Annotated in this window: 18 protein-coding genes and 2 tRNA genes; 6 read left to right on the top strand and 14 right to left on the bottom strand. The window is 70.0% G+C overall.

Features of this window, described 5'->3' with window-relative positions:
- Window positions 1-6 precede the first annotated feature (6 nt).
- The 3 genes from NLU66_RS07395 to NLU66_RS07385 all read right to left on the bottom strand — a co-directional run bounded on the left by NLU66_RS07395 (window position 7) and on the right by NLU66_RS07385 (window position 5,841).
- A complete protein-coding gene (locus tag NLU66_RS07395) occupies window positions 7-225 on the bottom strand; it encodes a hypothetical protein (RefSeq protein WP_259362281.1) in 219 nt (72 codons plus the stop codon).
- A complete protein-coding gene (locus tag NLU66_RS07390; RefSeq protein ID WP_259362280.1) occupies window positions 222-4,868 on the bottom strand; it encodes a hypothetical protein in 4,647 nt (1,548 codons plus the stop codon). The genes NLU66_RS07395 and NLU66_RS07390 overlap by 4 nt, the downstream gene beginning before the upstream one ends.
- 76 nt (window positions 4,869-4,944) lie before the next feature.
- Window positions 4,945-5,841 carry a DeoR/GlpR family DNA-binding transcription regulator gene (locus NLU66_RS07385; RefSeq protein WP_259362279.1) on the bottom strand — a complete coding sequence of 299 codons (897 nt, stop codon included), beginning with the start codon at window positions 5,839-5,841 and terminating at the stop codon, window positions 4,945-4,947.
- Between the two features lie 164 nt (window positions 5,842-6,005).
- On the opposite strand from NLU66_RS07385, the gene NLU66_RS07380 reads away from it, so the two are divergent.
- Complete coding sequence (locus tag NLU66_RS07380; RefSeq protein WP_259362278.1) at window positions 6,006-6,200, top strand: antitoxin; 195 nt, start codon at window positions 6,006-6,008, stop codon at window positions 6,198-6,200.
- A gap of 145 nt (window positions 6,201-6,345) precedes the next feature.
- Here NLU66_RS07380 and NLU66_RS07375 read toward each other — a convergent pair whose 3' ends face one another.
- Together NLU66_RS07375 and NLU66_RS07370 are read right to left on the bottom strand one after the other, a co-directional pair.
- Entirely contained in the window at window positions 6,346-6,984 is a 639-nt protein-coding gene (locus NLU66_RS07375) for a copper resistance CopC family protein (RefSeq protein ID WP_259362277.1), read from the bottom strand.
- An 88-nt stretch (window positions 6,985-7,072) separates the two neighbouring features.
- On the bottom strand, window positions 7,073-8,509 hold the full coding sequence (locus tag NLU66_RS07370) for a nitrilase-related carbon-nitrogen hydrolase (protein ID WP_259362276.1): 1,437 nt from the start codon (window positions 8,507-8,509) through the stop codon (window positions 7,073-7,075).
- Between the two features lie 73 nt (window positions 8,510-8,582).
- Between NLU66_RS07370 and NLU66_RS07365 the strand changes: the two genes are divergently transcribed.
- A tRNA-Arg gene (locus NLU66_RS07365) sits at window positions 8,583-8,655 on the top strand.
- 25 nt (window positions 8,656-8,680) lie between these two features.
- On the opposite strand, the gene NLU66_RS07360 is transcribed toward NLU66_RS07365, so the two are convergent.
- From NLU66_RS07360 to NLU66_RS07340, 6 genes are all read right to left on the bottom strand, one after another.
- Entirely contained in the window at window positions 8,681-9,748 is a 1,068-nt protein-coding gene (locus NLU66_RS07360) for a tyrosine-type recombinase/integrase (RefSeq protein WP_259362275.1), read from the bottom strand.
- Window positions 9,745-9,978 (bottom strand): helix-turn-helix transcriptional regulator, encoded by a 234-nt coding sequence (locus NLU66_RS07355; protein ID WP_259362274.1) that lies wholly within the window; start codon window positions 9,976-9,978, stop codon window positions 9,745-9,747. The genes NLU66_RS07360 and NLU66_RS07355 overlap by 4 nt, the downstream gene beginning before the upstream one ends.
- A gap of 76 nt (window positions 9,979-10,054) precedes the next feature.
- Window positions 10,055-11,557, bottom strand: a complete 1,503-nt coding sequence (locus NLU66_RS07350; RefSeq protein ID WP_259362273.1) for a replication initiator — start codon at window positions 11,555-11,557, stop codon at window positions 10,055-10,057.
- Window positions 11,547-11,804: a WhiB family transcriptional regulator gene (locus tag NLU66_RS17730; RefSeq protein WP_416232194.1), complete on the bottom strand. Its 258-nt coding sequence runs from the start codon at window positions 11,802-11,804 to the stop codon at window positions 11,547-11,549. Before NLU66_RS17730 ends, NLU66_RS07350 begins: the two co-directional genes overlap by 11 nt.
- 11 nt (window positions 11,805-11,815) lie before the next feature.
- Window positions 11,816-13,360 (bottom strand): hypothetical protein, encoded by a 1,545-nt coding sequence (locus tag NLU66_RS07345; RefSeq protein ID WP_259362272.1) that lies wholly within the window; start codon window positions 13,358-13,360, stop codon window positions 11,816-11,818.
- Window positions 13,360-13,734, bottom strand: a complete 375-nt coding sequence (locus NLU66_RS07340) for a hypothetical protein (protein WP_259362271.1) — start codon at window positions 13,732-13,734, stop codon at window positions 13,360-13,362. The genes NLU66_RS07345 and NLU66_RS07340 overlap by 1 nt, the downstream gene beginning before the upstream one ends.
- Window positions 13,735-13,881: 147 nt before the next feature.
- On the opposite strand from NLU66_RS07340, the gene NLU66_RS07335 reads away from it, so the two are divergent.
- Together NLU66_RS07335 and NLU66_RS07330 are read left to right on the top strand one after the other, a co-directional pair.
- Window positions 13,882-14,646 (top strand): GntR family transcriptional regulator, encoded by a 765-nt coding sequence (locus NLU66_RS07335; RefSeq protein WP_259362270.1) that lies wholly within the window; start codon window positions 13,882-13,884, stop codon window positions 14,644-14,646.
- A gap of 4 nt (window positions 14,647-14,650) precedes the next feature.
- On the top strand, window positions 14,651-15,319 hold the full coding sequence (locus NLU66_RS07330) for a YdcF family protein (protein ID WP_259362269.1): 669 nt from the start codon (window positions 14,651-14,653) through the stop codon (window positions 15,317-15,319).
- Between the two features lie 46 nt (window positions 15,320-15,365).
- On the opposite strand, the gene NLU66_RS07325 is transcribed toward NLU66_RS07330, so the two are convergent.
- Both NLU66_RS07325 and NLU66_RS07320 read right to left on the bottom strand, forming a co-directional pair.
- Complete coding sequence (locus NLU66_RS07325; RefSeq protein WP_259362268.1) at window positions 15,366-16,148, bottom strand: TIGR02391 family protein; 783 nt, start codon at window positions 16,146-16,148, stop codon at window positions 15,366-15,368.
- Between the two features lie 4 nt (window positions 16,149-16,152).
- The gene (locus tag NLU66_RS07320; protein ID WP_259362267.1) at window positions 16,153-16,797 is read right to left on the bottom strand and encodes a hypothetical protein; all 645 of its coding nucleotides are present in this window, start codon (window positions 16,795-16,797) and stop codon (window positions 16,153-16,155) included.
- 471 nt (window positions 16,798-17,268) lie between these two features.
- Between NLU66_RS07320 and NLU66_RS07315 the strand changes: the two genes are divergently transcribed.
- Complete coding sequence (locus NLU66_RS07315) at window positions 17,269-18,009, top strand: hypothetical protein (protein ID WP_259362266.1); 741 nt, start codon at window positions 17,269-17,271, stop codon at window positions 18,007-18,009.
- 543 nt (window positions 18,010-18,552) lie between these two features.
- Window positions 18,553-18,645 (top strand) — tRNA-OTHER (locus NLU66_RS07310).
- 47 nt (window positions 18,646-18,692) lie between these two features.
- Here NLU66_RS07310 and NLU66_RS07305 read toward each other — a convergent pair.
- On the bottom strand, window positions 18,693-19,583 hold the full coding sequence (locus NLU66_RS07305) for an alpha/beta hydrolase (protein ID WP_259362265.1): 891 nt from the start codon (window positions 19,581-19,583) through the stop codon (window positions 18,693-18,695).
- Window positions 19,584-19,648: the final 65 nt, after the last annotated feature.

The raw sequence follows: 19,648 nt of genomic DNA, 5'->3' as shown, positions 1-19,648 counted from the left end.
ACCCGCTCAGGCGCCGGTCCCCCAGTGCGGGGGCCGGTCCCGGGCGAGGCGGGAGTCGTTGGACTCGTCGGCGCCGGGCTCGGGGGCGTCCTCGCGGACGCGGTCCGGGAGCACCTTGGGCTCCTCGCCGCGCGCCGCGGCCCCGGCAGGACCCGCGTGGTCCTCCGGGTCCTCCCAGGGGATCGGGCGGCCCGTCAGCGAGGAGATGACGACGCGGCCGCTCACTGGCGCTCCTGATAGCGGCGGATCGCGCTCGAGACGGAGACGTCCAGCAGCACCGAGCGGCTCTCGAAGCCGAGGAAGCTGCGCACCTCGGTCGCGAGGTGCTCCTCGAGGCGGGCGCGGCCGTCGGAGCAGATGTACTCCACGACCTCGTCGAAGTCCTCGCTCGAGTAGAAGCTCAGCGGGTGGCCGGCGGGGATCTGCGGGCGCGGCAGGCGGTGGCGGATGGTGCCCACGCCCGTCGGGGAGTCGGTGCTCTCCTCGGCCTGCACGATGCGCAGCGCGCGCTCGGTGGCGCGGCGGATCCGCTCGGCCTCGCCGTCGGGATCGATGAACAGCGCCCAGGACCAGACCCGCTCGGTCGCCCAGCCCGCGGCCTCGAGGCGCTCGGCCCGGAGGCGGTCGCGCTCGCGCTGGCTCGCGGTCTCGACGTACCGGGCGCCGTCGGTGTCCACGGCGAGCAGCAGCCGGCCGGGGAGGTCGGGATGGCCGAGGGCCAGCTCGATCCGGTCGGGGGTGGGGCCGAACTCGCGCTCGACCTGCAGGCCCATCCGCCAGAGGCGGTCGGCGAGGTCGCGCACGAGGGCATCGGTCTCGAGCTCGCGCGGCGCGGTGGGCGCGGCGGCGGGCTCCGCGACCGGCTCGTCGGCTGGGTCCGCGGCGTCGACGGGCTCCGCGTCGGCAGGCTCGCCGGACTGATCGACGGAGGGATCGACGGCCTCGTCCTCGGGGGTCTCGGCGCGCTGGGCCTCCGGGGCGTCCTCCGCCGCCGGGGCGGTCTCCTCGACGGGCCCGTCGGCGCCGTCCTCGACGACGGCCTCGGCGGCCTCGTCCACGGAGGACTTCCGCGCGAGGGCCGCCTCGATCGCCGCGTCCATGTCCTCCTCGGACAGGTCCGCGGCCGGGGCCTCGGCGTCGTCCGCGGGGGCGGCCGGTGTGCGGGGCTCCTCCGCGGGCGCGGGCGCGGGGGCGGGGCTCGGCGCGAGGGGCGCCGGCACGGGCTCCGTGCTCCCGGCGAGGGCGGAGACGTGCGGCACGACCGGCACGTCCTGGCCGCCGCGCAGCACCCAGAGCAGGGCGCGCAGGTCCTCGGCGCCCTCGGTGCGCAGGCGCGCCGGATCGAGGTCCTCGACGTCGATCGCGGAGACGACGGTGGTGCGGCCGCGGGCCCGGGTGATCACCGTGGCGAGGGCCTTGCGGCCGCCCGCCTCGGAGAGCGGGCCGAAGCGGTGGAGGAGCCTGCCGTGCGGGGTCTTGCCGAAGCCCACCGAGACGATGACGTCGTCGCGGACGATGCTGCTGGCCTGTGCGGCGGGCAGCACGGTGAAATACTCCGTCGCGCCCGGGTCGAAGTAGGAGCGCAGCGCGGGGACCACGGAGACGGTGCTCATGATCCGCTCCATGAGCCGGCGCGCGTGCTCGGGCGTGAAGGTGAGCACCGCGAGGGAGCGCTCGGAGCGGGAGCGGGCGTGCTCGATGACGAGGTCGGTGACCTTGCGCAGCTCCGCCTCGGTGGACTCCACGTACTCCATGGACTCGGTGACGGGGCCGCGGCCGTTCTCGACGCGCACCAGGCGGTCGTCCTCCGGCGGGATCGGGCTCGGCACGGCGACCGTGCCCGCGCCGAGCGCGCGGCGGCGGGCGAAGGCGCGCAGTCCCTCGCGGGCCGGCTGCGGGTCACGGGCGAGCTCGACGTGCGGGGCGATGCGGAGCATGTCGTCGAGCAGGCTCGGCTCGGAATCGCCGCCGTACTCGAGCGGGTCGCCGACGACGACGGTGCGGGTGCCGCGCACGATCGAGGGGAGCGCCGCCGCGGTGGGCAGGCGGCCGCCGTCCGCGACGATGACCACGTCGAAGTGGCGACCGCGCGGGATGACCTGCGGGACCAGGTAGGGCGAGGCGAGCCAGGCCGGTCGGGCCCGGAAGAGGATGTCCTCGTACTTCGCGGCGAGGTCGCGCACGGAGACGGTCGAGGCGCGGGCGAGCTCGGCGATCGCCGCCCGGGAGGTGTCCGGGTAGGACTTCATGGTCTCGACGCGCACCTCGTCCGCCGCGGCGTGCACGCGCGCGCCGGCGCCGGCGAGGTGCTCCGCGTCGAGGCGGCGGAAGCGCTCGGCGACCTGGGAGAGGGAGGTGCCGTCGTACTCGGAGATCGTGGGCTCGGCGCCCGCGATCAGCTCGAGGACGCTGCGCCACCACGCGAGCTCGAGCTCGGCGCCCACCTGGGCGGCGGGCACGCGTCGCCGGCGGAGGTCCTCGACGAGCTCGCCGAGGCCGTCGAACTCGAGGCGGCGCAGCAGCTCGGTGCGTCGCGGCAGGGGCACGAGGTCCGCGCGGTCCGCGTCCAGGGCGTCCATGCGCTCCCCGAGGACGGCGAAGGACGTGGTCTGCAGGGACGCACCGGCGGGCGTGCCGGCGAGCAGCACGCCGAGCTCGTCGAGCACCTTCTGGGTGCGCGCGGTGAGCGTGCGGACGTCCTCGAGACCGGAGGGCACGGAGGGCGTGGTGCCGCTCCCGGCCGCGGCGCGGCGCCAGTCCTCGCGCACGCGGCGCGCCTTCTGGAGCTCGCCGTGCAGGTCCGGGGTGAGGGTCGCGGGGCGCTGGAGGGCGGCGGCCTCGCGGCGCAGCCGGCGTCGGACGCCCCATCCCATGGTCACGCCGTGCTCGGCGCGCCAGGACTTGTCCCCCGTGGCGGCGACGAGGTCCGCGAGCTCGGCGCCGAAGACGGCGCCCTGGAAGGTGTCGAGGAGCTCGGCGACGCGGTCGAGCAGGGCGATCCGCTCGACGAGCGCGGCAGCGGAGTCCGCGGGCTCGAGACCGATCTCGACGCCCGTGTCCACGGTCGCGGAGCGCAGCGCGGGGAGCAGCTCCCCGCGCAGGAGGTCCACGAGCTCCGCGGCCCGCTGCGCCTGGGTGTCGGTGCTGATGGGCGCCCCGTACCAGGCGGTCTCCTCGGGGCCGGTGCTGAGCAGCCCCACCTCGGAGGCCTCGCGCAGGGCGGCGGCGTAGCGCTCGCGGTCCGCGCCGATCATCTGCTGGGCGACGTCCGCCCGCAGGCGCACGACGGTGCGGGGCGCGGGCCGATGGCGGGTCAGCGCGGCGAGGGCGGAGATCGCATCGTGCGCGGAGGCCTGCCACGGCTCCTGCACCCGGTGCATCGCCTCGACGTGGCCGGTGAGGATCTCGCGGCTGCGCTCGAGCTCCTCGGTGTCCGCGTCCTCGGGGCCGAGGCCGTGGCTGCCCGCGCGGCGCAGGCTGCGCAGCAGCGCGGCGGAGGCGTTGCGCTGCAGGGACGGGTCCGGGGAGAGGTCGAAGACGAGCTCGTCGATCCCGCGGCGGCGGGCGATCTCGACGAGCTGGGCGAGGTTGCGGCGGCGCTGGGAGACGACGAGCACGCTCTTGCCGCGCGCGCCGAGCTCCTCGACGAGGTCGACGACGAGGTCCAGGGTGCCGGCGCCCGGGCCGGCCGCGACGGCGAGGTCCTGGCCGGCGAGGACCCGCTCGACGACGCGCTGGTGGTCGAGGTCCACGGCGGCGACGAGCTCGCGCTCGTCGAGGGCGGGGACCTCCGCGTCCCGCGCCTCGCGCAGGGTGCGGGCGGCCTCGGCGTCCCCGGCGAGGGCGGCGACGAGGTCGGAGGAGGTCCAGTCCGCGGGGTCGGTGCGGAGGTCGGTGGCGACGGAGCCAGCGGCGTCCATGAGGTTGCCGACCACGAGGGCGTGGCTGATCCGGAAGCCGGGCAGCGGCTGGCCGAGCGCCCGGAACGCATCGAGCACCGGGGTGGGGTCGAAGCCGTGGGTGGAGTCGGTGGTCGCGAGCAGCGAGCGGGCGTCGATCGCGACGCCGGCGTCCCGCAGGGCGCGCAGCAGCACGGGGTTCAGATCCGCGGTCGCGTCGATCTCGAGCTCGACGTCCTCGCGGGCGTTGCCGCGCAGGCGCAGTGTCAGCGGGCGCACGAGGACGGGCGCGTGGATCGGGGCGGAGCCGTCCTCCGGGTTCCAGGTGGCCTCACCGATGCCGAGATGGCAGGTGGTCAGGCCCACCTCCTCCGCATGGCGCTCGGCGATCTCGCGGATCGTGCGGGCGTGGGCGCGGGCGTCGGCCAGCGCGCCCACCTCGCGCACGAGGGAGGAGAGGCGCGTGGGCCCGCGGCCCGCGAGGAGCTGCGCGAGGCCCGAGGGATGGGAGTGCGAGAGGTCGAGGACGGTCGCCCCGGCGCGCATCTGCGTGAGGAAGGACGGCGCGGTGCGCCCGCCGGTGATCCGGTGGGTCCAGCGGTCCAGGGCGTCCGCGACGAGGTCCTCGCGGCTGAGCGGGCGGTGCTCGCGCGGCGGGGTGAGCTGGTCGTCCTCGCTCTGCTCGGGGGCGATGCCCGCGCCGACGGAGTCGACGGCGTCCAGGCGGTGCTGCACGACGATGCCCACGCCGTCCTGTGGGGACCGCGGAGCGGGCGCGGCGGAGGGGCTGCCGGGGCTCGCGGGACCACCGGGTCGCGAGGATGCCGGGCGGTCCCCCGCCGACTGCTCCTGCTGCCCGTCCTGCTGCCGACCGCGGGCGCGATCGGCGAGGGCGGACAGGGCCTGATCACCCTCCGCCGGGGGTGCCGTGACCTCGGAACGCTTCTTCCCGCGCAGGAAACTCCACATGGTCGCTCACGCTACCGGGAGCAGGGCTCCCGCACGTGCAGGCGTGCCGCGCGCGGACGCCTCGACGCGGGCCGGCTCACACCTCGTGCAGGCGCACCGAGGTCTCCTGGAGGTGCGCCCGGAGCTCCTCGGGGACGGGGCCCGCGATGACGAGGTCGGTGAGCGCGGAGACGGGGCAGATCCCGGCGAGCGCGCGGTGGCCGACCTTGTCCGCGGTCGCGAGGCCGACGACCCGTCTCGCGTGCCCGATCATCGTCCGGGTGACCCCGGCCTCGGCGTCGGAGTTGCAGGTGAGACCTGCATGGATGTCGAGGCCGACAGTCCCCACGAACATCATGTCCAGCCACAGGTCCCGCATCGTGGCGGTCGCGAGCGGTCCGGTGAGCTCGAAGGAGTAGGGCTCGGCGACGCCGCCGAGGACGACCGTGCGCACCGAGGGCCGCAGCACGGTTTCGAGCGCGATGTTCAGCGCGGCGCAGACGACGGTGAGCCCGGGGACCCCGTCCTTGGAGTCGAGGTCGGGGCGGGCGACGATCCGCCGCGCGGTCGAGGTCGTGGAGCGGCCGCCGTTCACACCGATGATCTGGCCGGGCGTCACGAGCGTCGCGGCGGCCGCGGCGACGCGCTCGCGATCGGCGCCGTCCTGGTCGGTGGAGCGCGGGGAGGCGGCGAGCGAGTAGGCGACGTCCACGGCGACGATCCCGCCGTGGGTGCGGCGCGCGAGCTGTGCCCGCTCCATCTCGACGAAGTCGCGTCGCACCGTGGACTCGCTGATCCCGAGATCCGCGGCGACCTCGGAGACGCTGAGCCGCCGCTCCTGGGCGAGGAGGGAGAGCACGTGGTCCCAGCGGGCGGACTTGTGCATCCCGGGGGTGGGGTGGGGGGTGCCGGGCGCAGCGGCGTCCGGGGCGCCGGGCGCAGCCGGGTTCGGGGTGCCGACGGCGGCCGGGGAATCGGGACTGCTCGCATTCACGCAGTCAGTATTGCTCGGATCGCGCATCCCACGCGCCCGCACGCTCAGATTCGGTCACTTCAGCGTCATTTTTCTGATCACGTTTGTGTCACAGGAGGGACGGGCCTACGTTGGAGTCCGTCGCCCCGGCTGGGGCGTGAACAGCGACGAAAGGATGTCTCACCATGGGTTTCGATGACGCGCTGAACAAGGCCAAGGACTTCGCCGGCGAGAACTCCGAGCAGGTCGAGCAGGGCATCGACGGTGCCACCGATCAGATCAAGGAGCGCACTCCGGATCAGTTCGACGGCGGGATCGATCAGGCGGGCGACGCCGCCCGCGATCAGCTCGGCCTCGGCGGCGACAACAACAACGAGTGAGTCCCGCGCCCTCGCGGCGCGCGTGACCACAGGAACCCCCGGCACCCTTTGGGCGCCGGGGGTTCCGTCATGTCCGGGCTCGCGCCGCGGGCCTCACGTCCTGCGCCGCAGCGCGGCGCTCAGTTCCTGCGCCGCAGTGCGGCGCTCACTTCTTGCGCCGCAGCGCGGCGACGGCCCCGCCGGCGACGGCGAGCACGGCCACGACGATGACGACGATCAGGACGACGGGGGCCCCGCCCTCGGAGTCCCCGGACCCAGGGGCCTGCGCGGCGGGAGCGGTGGTCTCCGCGGGAGCGCTCGTCGCGCCGCCCGCGTCGCTCGCCGGGACGGAGGTCTGCCCGCCGGCGTCGGACACCGCACCGGACGCCCCCTGCTCCACGGTGAAGGTCTGGGTGCCCTCGATCGGGTGGCCGTCGGAGGAGACCACGCGCCAGCGCACCTCGTAGTCGCCTGCGGCGAGCGGCTCATCGAGCGCCGCGCTCACGGTCGAGCCGTCGACCTTCGGGTCGAGCTCGGCGACGACCTCCCCGTCCTTCCCGGCGATCCGGACGACGGGGCTCACGTCGAGGACGTCCGCCGAGTAGTCCAGGGTGATCTGCTCGGGCGAAGTCTCGAGTGTCGCCCCGTCCTCGGGGTCGGAGGAGACGAGGGTGTCGTGCGCGGAGGCCGGCGCCGCGGTGAGCAGCAGCAGGAGCGCCGCGGCGACGAGCGCCGCGAGCGGGGCGAGCCGGAGCAGGATCGGCGACGCCGCGTGCGGGCGCGCGAGGTGCACAGGAGTGGTCATACCCGGCAGGCTACGTCCGGTCGCTACCCACCAGGGGTCCGGGACCCGGGGACGGTGTCGCGGGCCTCACAGCGATGCCCGCGCGGCCTCACAGGGCGGAGTCGGCCGCTCCGTGCTCGAGCACGGGGAGCGCGAGGCGGGCCTGCGCGATCTCCTCGAGGTCGATCTCGGCGAGGAGCAGGCCCTCCTCTCGGCCCAGGCGCGTGCGGACCTGGCCGAGCGGGCCGATGACGGCGCTCTCGCCGATGCCGCGCGGAGCCCGGCCCGCGTACTCCGCCGGCGGCGCCTGGTCCGCGGCGAGCAGCACGCAGGTCGCGTCGAGGGCGCGGGCGCGCAGCAGCACCTGCAGCTGGTCGCTCTTCCCGGGCCCGTCGCCCCAGGCGAGCGGCAGCACGATCACCTGGGCGCCGCGGCGGGCGAGCGCTTGGAACTGCGCCGGGAAGCGCACGTCGTAGCAGGTCGCGAGGCCGATGCTCACGCCGTCGACCTCGATCACGACGAGCTCCTCCCCTGGTGCGACGGTCTCCGACTCCCGCGATCCGTAGGCGTCGTAGAGGTGGATCTTGCGGTACTCCGCGCTGACGCCGCCCCCGCGCACCAGGAGCGTGTTGTGCACGCGGGCGCCGTCCGCCGGGGAGAAGGAGCCGGCGACGATCGTCAGCCCGTGCTGCTCGCCGAGCGCCTCGAGGAGGGCGGCGAAGCGCTCGTGGTGGGCCTCGGCGGCCACACGGAGATCCGTGCCGAAGGGGGTGAGCGTCGCCTCGGGCAGCACGAGCACGCGTGCCCCCTCCCCCGCGGCGCGCTCGACAGCGCGCCGCACGGCGTCGAGGTTCGCGTCGACGTCCTCGGAGACCTCGATCTGGGCGAGGGCGATGCGGGGCCCGGCGGCGCGCTCCGCGGCGGCGACGTCCTCGGGGGTGTCGAGGTCCGCGGCCTCGGCGCCCGTCGCGGGGACCAGCTCGAGCTGCTCGGGGGTGAGCTGGGCATACACCGCGCGCAGGGCGAGGTCCTGCCAGCCGGTGCCGGGCCGCTCGACGGCGGCGAGAGCCTCGCGCAGCAGGGCGAGCGGCCAGGCGGCGGTGAGGAACTGGGCGGTGCCGTCCTCCCGGGCGATCGCCGCGACCCGGCCCAGCGCCGCCCGGTCCAGCAGGGCGTGGAGCGTCTCCGTGCGCAGCAGCGGCATGTCCCCGCCGAGCACGAGCACCCGGGCGGTGTCGCCGAGGTCCCCGAGCTCCGCGACGCCGCGGGCGAGGGCCGCGGCGGGCCCGGCGAGCTCCGGCTCCTCCCGCACGAACCGTGCTCCGTGGCGCTCGGTGATGTCGGCGCCGTCGTCCCCCTCGGGGCCGACGACGATCCGCCGCTGCACCGGTGCGCTGCGCAGCACCCGCTCGAGGGTGGGCACGCCGGCGACGGGCAGGCGGGTCTTGTCGCGGCCGGCGAGTCGACGCGCGGCGCCGCCCGCGAGCACGATCGCGGCGGTGCTCGGCGCGGGGGTGTGAGGGTGGTCCCGGTGTGCGTGCGGCATGCCGCGATCCTGCCACGGCCCGCTACGATGACCGAGGTCCGCGTCACGCCCCGTCTTCGGGGCCGGCGCCCACGCCTCCGTAGCTCAGGGGATAGAGCACCGCTCTCCTAAAGCGGGTGTCGGCAGTTCGAATCTGCCCGGGGGCACTGATCTGACCAGCACGTTCACGAATCACCACAGCGGCTGACCTGCGTAGTCGGCCTCCTGTGACCCCCTGGTGACACCCGCCCTTCCGTTCACCAAGGCCAGCGCCGCTTTTTCTTCACTCCCCGCGACGTGGGTATAGCGCGAAGTCACCGCGAGCGAAGAGTGCCCCGCCCAGGTCCGGACCGTCGCCAGCGGCACCCCGGCACGGACCCACTCGGACACCGCGACGTGCCTGAGGTCGTACAGCCGTAGCTCCGGAGCGATCACGGACCAGTGCATGTCCCGCCTCATGTTCCGCGATGCGATCAGGCCCCCTCCCGGCGCCGAGAACACGCGATCACGAGGGGCGAGGTCCGCGATGTGCTGTTCGAGGTCTTCCCTCACAGCAGTTGCCAGCGGGACGTACCGAGCCTGATGGTTCTTCACGTCCTTCTCCCTGTGCCCCTCCGGGAAGGACCGCAGCACCCGCAGCCGCCCGCCGGACACGTCCCGGACCCGCAGTGCCCGCATCTCCCCCGGCCGCAGGCCCGTGTACGCCATCACCCGCACGTACAGCCGGTAGCCGGGATCCTTGATCTGCGCCGCGATCAGCTCGACCTCATCCCACGTCGCCATGCTCGCCGAGTGCCGCGCAGCCTCGCCCGCGACCTTGATCCCGCGAGCCGGGTTGTCCATCCTGTACCCGCGCTTGATCGCCCAGCCGAAGAACGCCGACAGGGACGTCAGAACCCGCTTCTTCGTTCCGGCAGAGACCCGGAGACCATGCACGTACCGGTCGAGCTCCACGTCCGTGATCGCCCCGATGGCCGACTTGCCGATACCGATCGGAAGCGCCGTCAAGAACCGGCGATCAGTGGCGACCGTGGACTGTGCTACCCGCCCCTCACGATCCGCCAGGAACTCCGCCACCGCAGCCGCGACCCGAGTCGTCTTCCCCAGCCGAGGATCGAACCCGCCCGCCAGGCGCACCCGCTCCGCCGCCTCCCACGCCACCGCATCCCGCTTCAGATCGAACGTCCGCGTCGCCACGACCGTACGACCACGCTTCACCCGCGCACGGAACCGCCCCGAGGGCAGCTTGTCCACGCTCACGCCGCCATCTCCTGCAGCCAGGCGAGCACATCAGCCCGCGCATACCGCGGAGACGACGGACCGAGCCAGATCACCCGCGGCCCCGTTCCCGCCAGCCGCCACCGGCACAAGGTCGAGCGGTCCACCCGCAGCCACTTCGCGACCTCCATCGTCGTCAAGTACTCATCCATTCCTCTCACCATCCCTTTCCTGCGCAGCACGCAGATTCTCAACATCAGCAGCAGTAACACCGCCGAGCATCGCCTTCGCAATCAACTGCCGTTCCAGATCTTCCACACGAGAAGAAACTTCCTCTGTCGACAATTCTTACCCCTCCCTTTTCATCTTGTGATTCGACGCCTTGAGTCGCGCGTACTCCCTGGCCCGAGCAGCCGCCGCCTCCGCGAGCTCCTTCTCTCCCACGCTCCCCCAGCCGCTCCCGACGAACTCCCACGAGGACCCGACCACGAGCGTCGTCTCATCCTCGCCAAGCAGCAGCGCATCCAGGTCCCCAACATCGAGCGGCTGCCCCGTCCGCTCCGACTCCGCTTTCAGTCGCGCATATCGTCGTCGCGCAGCTCGCAGCCGGCCCAGCGTCACCGAATAAGCACGTGATTTTGTCGAGAAGTGCCCGCGAAAACCAAGCATCCGTGCCCACTTGCCGAGTAGCACGTAGGGTGAATAAGGATCAGAAGCATGTGCCCGTTTCGCGAGCGAAAGACAAAGTCGTTCCATCTTCCGCATATGCGGCCGCTGCACACCGCCGTCGTGGGCAGCTTTCGTCGCGTACTTCGCGAGATACCCAGCGACCTGGCCCGCGTGCAGCTCATCGCTGGTCCGCACGTCGTCAAGCAGGTCCCCCGGTCGGCCAGTGCGCACGGTCCGCGCGTCGAGCTGCACACCGAAGCGCAGCACACGCGGCACGTCCGCACCATCGACCGGAGGAGCCTCGACCCGGACCCCGCGCGCGGCCTGCTCCACCAGGTGAGCCAGAGTCACGCCATCGACCGGAGCGGGAGAACCGGGACCGTCTGGGCCATCGACCCGCACGAGCGCGTGAAAGTGCACGAGGCCACGGGCCTGGAACTCCGCGACCTTCGCGTACTGGACCGTCGCGACCTTCCGCAGACCCGCACCCGTCACCCCGAGGTGCGCCGCCAGGGCCCGCCGCAGCGCGATGGTCATACGCCGCCACAGCTCCGGCGCGTGCCACTGCCACACGAGAGCGGAAGTCCAGTCGTAGCACTCCCAGCACAGAGGCGACCCGACCTGTTCGTCGCCGTCTTCGTGGGCCTTGAAGCAGCTCAGCGACCGCCCGTGCTCACACTCCCCCGCGTCCTTGCGAGGACGGCACAGCCCGCCATCACGCACCCCGTGCACCCGCCCGAACGAGGGCGCGGTCAAGGTCGCGAACACGAGCGGATTGTCCGCCACCGTATCCGGCACCAGCTTCCCGCCGAGCAGCCCCGTCCGGATCATCTCGAAGGTGTCCCGCGCGTAGACCCGCGAGCAGGCCGGGCACTTGTCCGCCCGACGATTCCCACACGGCACCCGAACAACGCCGCCCGGAGCATCACCCGATGAGAACCCCTCCATGACACCGGTCGCCGCATCAAGCGTCAGCGAGGAGCCGCGCAGCATCACCGGGTGAGAGCACCACCCCACCCGAGCAGCTGCATCGCTCCACGCCGACCACGCGCCGCGACGGACACGCCAGTCCACTGTCTCGACAGCAGCCGCCGACAGGGACCCGAGGTCAAGGTCAGGCAGAGCACCCGCACCCGGCATCCCCGCCGAGACGTAGCCCGCCACCAACTTCTCAAGCTCCACGAGCCATCGCCCCCAACCGAAGCGCCAACTGCTCCGGGGCCTCGGAGGCCGTCAGATCCCGCCCCGCCCAGAACCCCGCCGTCGGACGGTCCCGCAGGACTTCCGCGCTGCACGCGCCAAGGACGGGGCACCCAGCGCACACACGGGCCATCGAGCGACGCTCCGCCCCCGTAGCAACCTCAGCGGTCCATGGCAGTTCAGCCGCCCCCGGGCGGGCGCAGGCAGCCACAGCCACCCACGCCCGCATCTGACTGGTCATCACGCGGCCTCCGCCTGACGAGAGCGTCGAGGCGAACGCTTCCGGGCAGGCCTGACCGGCTCGGATGAGTCCTCCGACGAGCCCGATGCCCGAGGCGACGCCTCCTCCGAGGGATCGGGATCAGGCACCACAGGACCGATCACGTCACGGCGCAGCCCAGCGTGAGCATGCGCCAGCGCCGAAGCGGTCTCCGTCCGCAGATACCCGAACCTGACTACCTCCCGGCCTCCGGTCTCCGACGCCACCACCGCGTAGCCAGGCTCCGGAGGAAGCGCCGTCGCCGTGGGATCATCGGGCCCCGGAGACGTACCCATGATGGCCTTCTCCGCATCCGGAGTCTTCACAGAAAACGCAACCGCGCTTGCCGCATTTGCACCGATGGTCGTCGGAAGTGAATCACTGGTCGGCTTCTGCGTCGTCGGAATGACCCAGATTCCCACCGACCGACCCTTACGCACCAGGGATGCGATAGCCGATTCGGTCCGGTCCCGGAAAGCTGCTGCCTCCTTGTCACCCTTCATGACCTGCGTGACGTCCAGGTAGGTCTGGCACTCATCAATGATGAGAACCAGCAGGGGAACGTCCTTAGACGGACCGCCGGTCTCCCAGACCGAAGGGCCTCCGCGCAGCTCAATCATTTGATCGAGGCGCTGCCGCATCACGGCCACGACCGCCTCGAGTTCGAGTGCCGCCCGCTGACGATCGTCATCCGAGCGGTTGTACAGTGAGGCACGCGGAGCCATCCAGCCCCAGTCGTGGCCGCCCTTGCCATCCCACACGAGGAACTGAACAGCGGGGGACGGAACCAGGACGCTGAGCAGTGCCGTCAGTCCCGCCGTCTTTCCACCGCCGGGCAGACCACCCACGACGGTGCCGCTGCACTCGCGCACCTTGTGAGTCGCCACGGACCCATCAGCACGCAGCCCGTACGGCACCGCAGCCCAGTCCCCGGACCACGGCATCGGCCCATCGAGCGGCAGCATCTCCGCCCGAGGATCACGCGGCACCTCGTCCAGGAACTCGATGCGATAGTGTCCGCCCGGTCCCGTCTGCTGCACGCGCACACTCTGCGCACCCTCCACGAGCGCCAGCCGGCCCATCACCGAAGCCTCGACACCCTTGGGATCCGTCAACGCGGGAAGCGGTGCGTCGATCACCCACACCCCGCGACGGAACGACGTCCGATACAGACGCTCATCGTTGACGGCCGCGAACCCGAAGCTCCGCAGCAGCCGATTTCCCGCTGCCCGGGCCCGCTTCCTCCGCCGCGCACCGCACTCCGCGACGACCGGGAGCACTCGGCGCAGCCACTCGAAGCGACGCGACAGCACCAGGAGAATCACCAGCAGCGCGAGCACGCCGATGGAGTACGGGTACCAGGACGAGTCCCCCTCCCCGTCAAGCACGAGGGCGGTCACGAACAGCGCCAGCCAGCCCAGCGTGACCCAGAAGCCCCGCAAGAGCCACAGCGTCACGACGAACAATCCGCCGATCACACCGCCGATCAGCGCCGCCAGCCAGTCGTCCTTCTCCTGCCCGGCCATCAGGCAGCCGCCTTCTTCGCGTCATCAGCGCTCACGATGGACTCCGCCGACCACGAGCACTGCACCTGGTTCGTCCGGCGGTCCACCCGCACCGAGACCGTCAGACCGTCGAACCGCACGGGCTGGAACGGCGGGACGTTCGGCTGGTGAATCGCGCCGACGCCCACCTTCTCCGAGACCGTCGAGGCACGCCCCCACTCCTCCGTGCGGTACACGCACTCCACCGCCCACAGCGGCATCCCCGTGTCCCCGTGCCGCGCCTGGTTCTCACCCGGACGCCGCTTGCCATCGACCTCCACCCACTCCATGATCGGCTCCACCACGCCCGTGCCGATCATCTGCTGCTTGCTGCTGTCCACTGCGAACGTGGCCATGGGTCTCATCTCCTCCTCGGCCACCTCCCTTTGAGGTGGTTCTATTGCAACCGTAGCACCACGGGCGTCATAGTGCTACCTCTATCACACGCAAGGCGACATCACTCCTGGTAGGGGTACCCTTAGACGCTTACGAGAGGAGAGCAGATGACGCTCGGCTACAAGGAGCTGGCGCGGGAGCTGCGCGAGCAGATCGCACAAGGGAGGCCGGAGCCCGGCGAGACACTGCCCCGCCAGGCAGACCTTGCGCAGGAGTACGGAGTCAACGTGAAGACTGTGCGTGCCGCGGTCGCGCTACTTGAGTCCGAAGGGCTGGTGACGCCCGTCCGTCGCCGGGGCACAGTTGTGCGCGAGCGTCCCCAGGTCCGGCGGCTCGGGGCGGAGCGGTACTCCAAGAGCAAGTGGAAGTACGGAACTGTCGCGTTCGCCGCGGATCGCGAGGCGAGCGAACTCCCATGGTCACCGAGCGACCAGACTCAGACCGTCGAGCTAACTACGCCGACCCAAGAGGCAGCGGACGCCCTCAAGGTCTCCGTGGACAGCCTCGTCTACATGCGAAGCCGCATCATCCGTCTTGAAGGGACGCCGACACATAGCCTCGTGAGTTTCTACCGTGAGGAAGACGTGGCCGGCACCCCGCTGGTCGATCCGAGCCCCGGTCCGGCGACCAGAGGCGGAGGTTTCGCTGTTCTCACCCTTCAAGGACTTGAACCCCATCGCGTCAAAGAGGAGATCGGCGCGCGGATGCCCGCACCGGTGGAAGCCGAAGCTCTCGAAGTGCCCGCAGGTGAGCCAGTCGTGATCCTGAAGCGAACCATCAGCACGCAGACCGGCAGACCGGTCGAGTTCGCGATCGGAGTCCACCGTGCATCGATGTTCACGTGGAGCTACTCCTTCGACATGCCAGACTGACCACATGCTCCCCGCCGACCTGATGCAAGCAGCCGAAGCCCTCTGGTCGTACCACCAGCTCAACAACGCCGACGAGCCCGCCGACATCGCTATTGGTCTCGGCAGCCATGACATCGGCGTGGCAGAGCACGCGGCCGACCTCTACGCCAACGGGATGGTTCCACGCATTCTGTTCACTGGCGCCAATGCGCCGACGACGGTGGACATATTCCCTCGCGGAGAAGCAGCCCACTACACAGACCGCGCGATCGAGCTTGGCGTTCCCGCTTCAGCAATACTAGTTGAGCCAAACGCACGAAACACGGGAGAGAATTTCAGCTTCGCCAAGGCCCTTTTGGACTCCGAACACCTGTGGGTCAAGTCTGCGATTATCGTGAGCCGCCCATATCAGCAGCGACGCGCATTTGCTACATCCCGGAAGCTCTGGCCGGAATTAAAGGTAACTTGCTCGTCGCGTCCGCAGACATTAACTGAATATCTTACTGCGATTGGCGATACAAAAAGAGTCCTGAATATGCTAGTAGGAGATACGCAGCGCATCTGGGTGTACGCCGATGAAGGCTTTGCTATTCCCCAGGAGGTCGGATCGGGTGTGATGGCAGCATTCAAAACATTAGTTGCCGCGGGATACACCGACCGCTTAATTCCTGGAGCTAGCATTCCGCATATCTAAGAACGCGTCGATCGTCGACTCCGCGCGTCAAACGCGAGGCTCATTGCTACGATGGAGCGTCAACTGCCCCCTCGGAAAAGTCTGAAGCGCTAATCATTTCGCATCGCTCGACAAATGTCGCAAGCAAACTCAAGGCGGCTAGCCTTTCAATAGCTTCCTCGCGACTAATTCCCGCATCAGGATGATGTGCTGAAGTATTTCTCACTGTGCGCTGTAGGCCCGCCGCCAGGTCCCTAAGGCCCTCATTCATATTTCGAACGTCTACGTCACTAGGGTCACCAGGCCAGCGTAGTCTCGGTGCACCGGCACTCGGCGGACTTGAGGAAAATGCCTGCCGCCAAACATCGATGCCCACCAGGTCTGTACGCCCCGTACGCGATCGCGCCTCTTGCACTACTTGCTCCGCGGCAATGCTTACGGCCTGCGAATAGTCCTCACGACTGAACGACTTACGTGCGGCACCTGCAACCGTCGGATGAAGGGCGCCGAGATCCGTCTGAGGCAACGAGGGGCCCATGCGCCTTTCAACTTCAGTGGCCGCCTTAATGGCGCCAATTCCGGCGTGAGCAGCATCCAGGGCCTTATCCCATATGGCCAACCCGCCGGTCTTGAATCCAGCCAGCTCGGGGTCGAGACGCAGCAAGATCTGACGAACCACCGGGACCTCTTGCTTCACGCGCGCGACAGCGTCCTTCGTGCTGCCCCGAAATTTCTTAGTCTCTTCGATAAGAGCAATGAACTCGCGCAACTGATGCTCGGCCCATTCATATCCTCCATCAATCATCAGAGCACCTTTCAGGTCGATGTAGCTGCCAGAAACAATATTCAACTACTCACGCGATATGCGGTAGCCACATTTTTTCCAGAGTCAGCAAGTAGTCACCAAAGCTTGCAGCGCTGCGCTGACTCTTCCAGAAGTTCGGATCGAAACACCTCGGCATTAGAACTTCAGCATGCCCATTAGACGTAAGCGTGACGGTCAGGTCCGCGAGCACCTCAAAAACGTTACTCCCCTCGCCGATATGTTGGGCCGCATCGCGAATGAGGGTCTCCTCGTCGACGCTTACCGCCGCCGAGCTCTTCTCATAGAGACGCCCTCGAAGGTTCACGCGTACAGCCAGAACACGCGACGCGGCTTTATAGATATCAAGGCGCATATCATGCAGCACCGTCCCGTCCACAAACGCCTGGGCCTCCCTCGGACTTAACGAGAGCGCAACGAGCTGCCGGACGGTTCCGTCCTCCCACCCACGACCACGAGCGAACCGACGCGCAACCTCAGCCCGGATCGACCGCTCCTGCTCATCCGAGAGCGCAAGAGGCCGACGAGTCGCCAACTCGACCAGATTCCAACACTCCCCGCCCTCCGGCCCTAGGACCGGCAGTGGAGCCTCGCCCGCCGCTACCTGAGCGCGGAACTGCGACGGCGACACCCCGTAAGCCGTCGCCGCCTCCGCGAGCGTCACCGTCGTACCCATGGATCGATCCTACGGTCCACCACGCCGAACCCGACGCCCGTGAGCACGACGAGTGAACCGGCCAAGGTTTTCTGTTCCACTACGCGGGCGAGGCAATGCCGTAGCTCAAACAATCCAAAAAACCCGACGCACAGAGCTTGTATGAGCGCCTGCGCTTGAACCATCTCCATAGCAGGCGCCTTCAAACAAGGCACTTCCAAATGCACTCAAGTAGGCACACGTCCACCTACCCCTGCCGCCACACACCCGCCGTGGTATAGTGCCCCGCGAGGGGCCGAGCCCAGCGGAGCACCTCACGCAACGTTGCCATCGATTGATGGCCCACACCAAAGGGGGAAAGATGCATTTCGTAGTGCCACAGCTCAGTGAAGTCCTGTTTGGCGCAGGATGGCTCGCACTGATCGGCGTCATCGGCTTTGCACTATTCAAGGGGGTCCGAAGTGGGCGCGGCAAGACGGGTGGGACAAGCAGGTGAAAACTAATCGTCGCGCAGGCGCACTGACCGCCCTCCTCATTGCGCTCATTATCGGAATCGGTTTCCCAGCGACCGCGACAGCTGAGACGCCAGATCACGATGGGCTTACAGCGTACTCGGACGCGGAGCTCACCAAGCTTTTCGGCGATGCTGGCGTAACAGAAGATGACATCGCAGACCTTATCGCGAAGGTTCGCGCCGGGGAAGTCCCGGATTCAATGAAGGCTGACAGCGCGCCAACTGAGGAGTACACCGAGGAGGTTAAGGGCGGCTACGTTACCGTCTACCGCTACGCAGACGGTTCTGCGACAACAGTCACCTCTACCTCGGGGGACCAGGCGGACGACCCCAAGCCAGGCACAATCACAACCCGGGCAATCGCCGTCAAGGGGGTTGGGTGCTCCTCGAAGAAGACCTCTGGCTCAACGACCACTTACACCGGGTGCAATGTTGAAGCTGCCTACCTGATTGGTACCGCCAAGTTCAAATTTGACGGCAAGCGCTCTGGCGGGAAGTTCACCATCACGCGCGTTTACGGTGGTGGATGCAACTACTTGACGAAGTGCGGTAGCCCAACGATCGTGCGCAAGACGTCGTCTTCTTCGCAGCACGCACAGGCCGAGATGGCAGTGCACGGTAGCCCCATTAAGGGTGTCGGCTGGACGCAGCACCTGCTCGTCCGGGTTACCAACAAGGGCGTCATGACCGCTTACGGCGACTACAGCTACATCAAGTAGAAGCCCTCCACGTCAGTGAAGCGAGCTAGCTCGCTTCCTATTGCCCAGCAGTGTAAGGCCTCACCGTTGTTGCAGTCGGTGGGGCCTTACGCTGTTCAGCGCCAAGGTTCAAACTATCCGTAAGGCCTTTTGCCCGACACGGCAGACCTCAGGCTCACCGCATCCTCGCCCTCGCCACGTGGAAGTTGCAGTCGTAGTAGGTTCCTACAGCGCCAGTGCGCTCTGTCGGTGAGAACTTTCCTTACTGACTCAAGGCGGCGGCTCCGCCGCCGCGCGGCTGCCGGGACGGGGCCCCACGACCGGGGCCCCGCGCAGCGGCCGCGGGCGGCCTCGCGCACCCCAGTCGCACCCCACCCCGCCAGCCGCACACAGCAAGGGCGGCCCCTGGTCTCCCAGGAACCGCCCTCATGCCGACGACGTGGCTAGGCCATGACTGCCGCGGACGCTCCGCGCCCTTGCCATCGAGGTATCGCGGGGCAAATCTCCGCGTGACCCCCAGGTGACCCCCGGACGTCGGAACACCTGCCAAACGTCCCATCCGCGGCACCCCGTGCACCAGGCACAACGTCGCGCCGGACCCGCCTCCCGGGACTCCTAAAGCGGGTGTCGGCAGTTCGAATCTGCCCGGGGGCACCATCTCGGCCGCGCAGCACCGCTACGACCAGGCTCGACTGATCCAGCCGTCACCGCCGTCGGCCCCGCGACCACTCCCCACCGGCCGTCTCTCGCACCGCGCGGACGATCCTCGCCCGCGCCTCGCGCCCCTCCGGGGTCGGCAGCAGCGGGTGGACGTGGATCTGCCCCGGCGCCTCGTGGTACTCGATCGGCGCCCCCTCGCGCCGTGCGCGGCGAACGAACAGCCGCGTATCGGGGTTCAGCAGGTCCCGCGTGCCGCTGAAGAGCAGCAGCGGGCCCAGTCCTCGGAGGTCGCCGAGGAACGGGTTCAGCACCGGATCCTCGCCGTGCTCGCCGATCCAGCGCTCGGTGAGCTCGAGCTGGCCGGTCTTCACGAGCCAGGGGTCATGGGGCTGCACGGCGTCGATCTCCGGATTCTGCATCCGCAGGTCGAGCGCGGGGGCGATGAGGACGGTGAGATCCGCCGGTCTCCCCCGGTCCCGCAGCAGGAGCGCCGCGGAGAGCGCGATGGTGCCGCCCGCGGAGTCGCCGAGCAGCACGAGCGGGCGCGCCGCCTCCTCGGCGAGGCGGGCGACGACGGGGACGACGGTCTCGGCGGTGCCGCCGTGCTGGACCAGCGGATAGACGGGCAGCAGCACCTCGACCCGGGCCTCGACGGCGAGCTGCTGCGCGAGCCGCCAGTGGGCGGGGGCAGCCTCGTTCATCCAGGCGCCGCCGTGGAGCTGGAGCACGGTGGCCGCAGGCTCTGCATGGCGCGGCGCGACCCGGTGCACGGTCCACCCGTGACGCTGCTCGGTGGAGATCCGTACTCCCTTGCGGGACCGGCGCGGCGGGTGGGTCGGCTCGGGCCGGAGGGTCAGCTGCTCGAGGCGGCGCCGCACGTCCTCGCGGGTGCGGTGGTGGCGGTCCGCACGGCGCACGCGCATGGCGGCCGGCATGAGGCGGGCCGCGAGGCTCAGCCGCGCCGCACCGGGCTCACGAGCCGCCCTCCGGTCGCCGGGCA

The sequence above is a fragment of the Brachybacterium sp. NBEC-018 genome (assembly GCF_024860185.1).
GTDB classification, from domain to species: Bacteria; Actinomycetota; Actinomycetes; order Actinomycetales; family Dermabacteraceae; genus Brachybacterium; species Brachybacterium rhamnosum.
The sequence above is the reverse complement of the archived record's forward strand: the minus strand, read 5'-3'. Positions and strand labels throughout refer to the sequence as shown.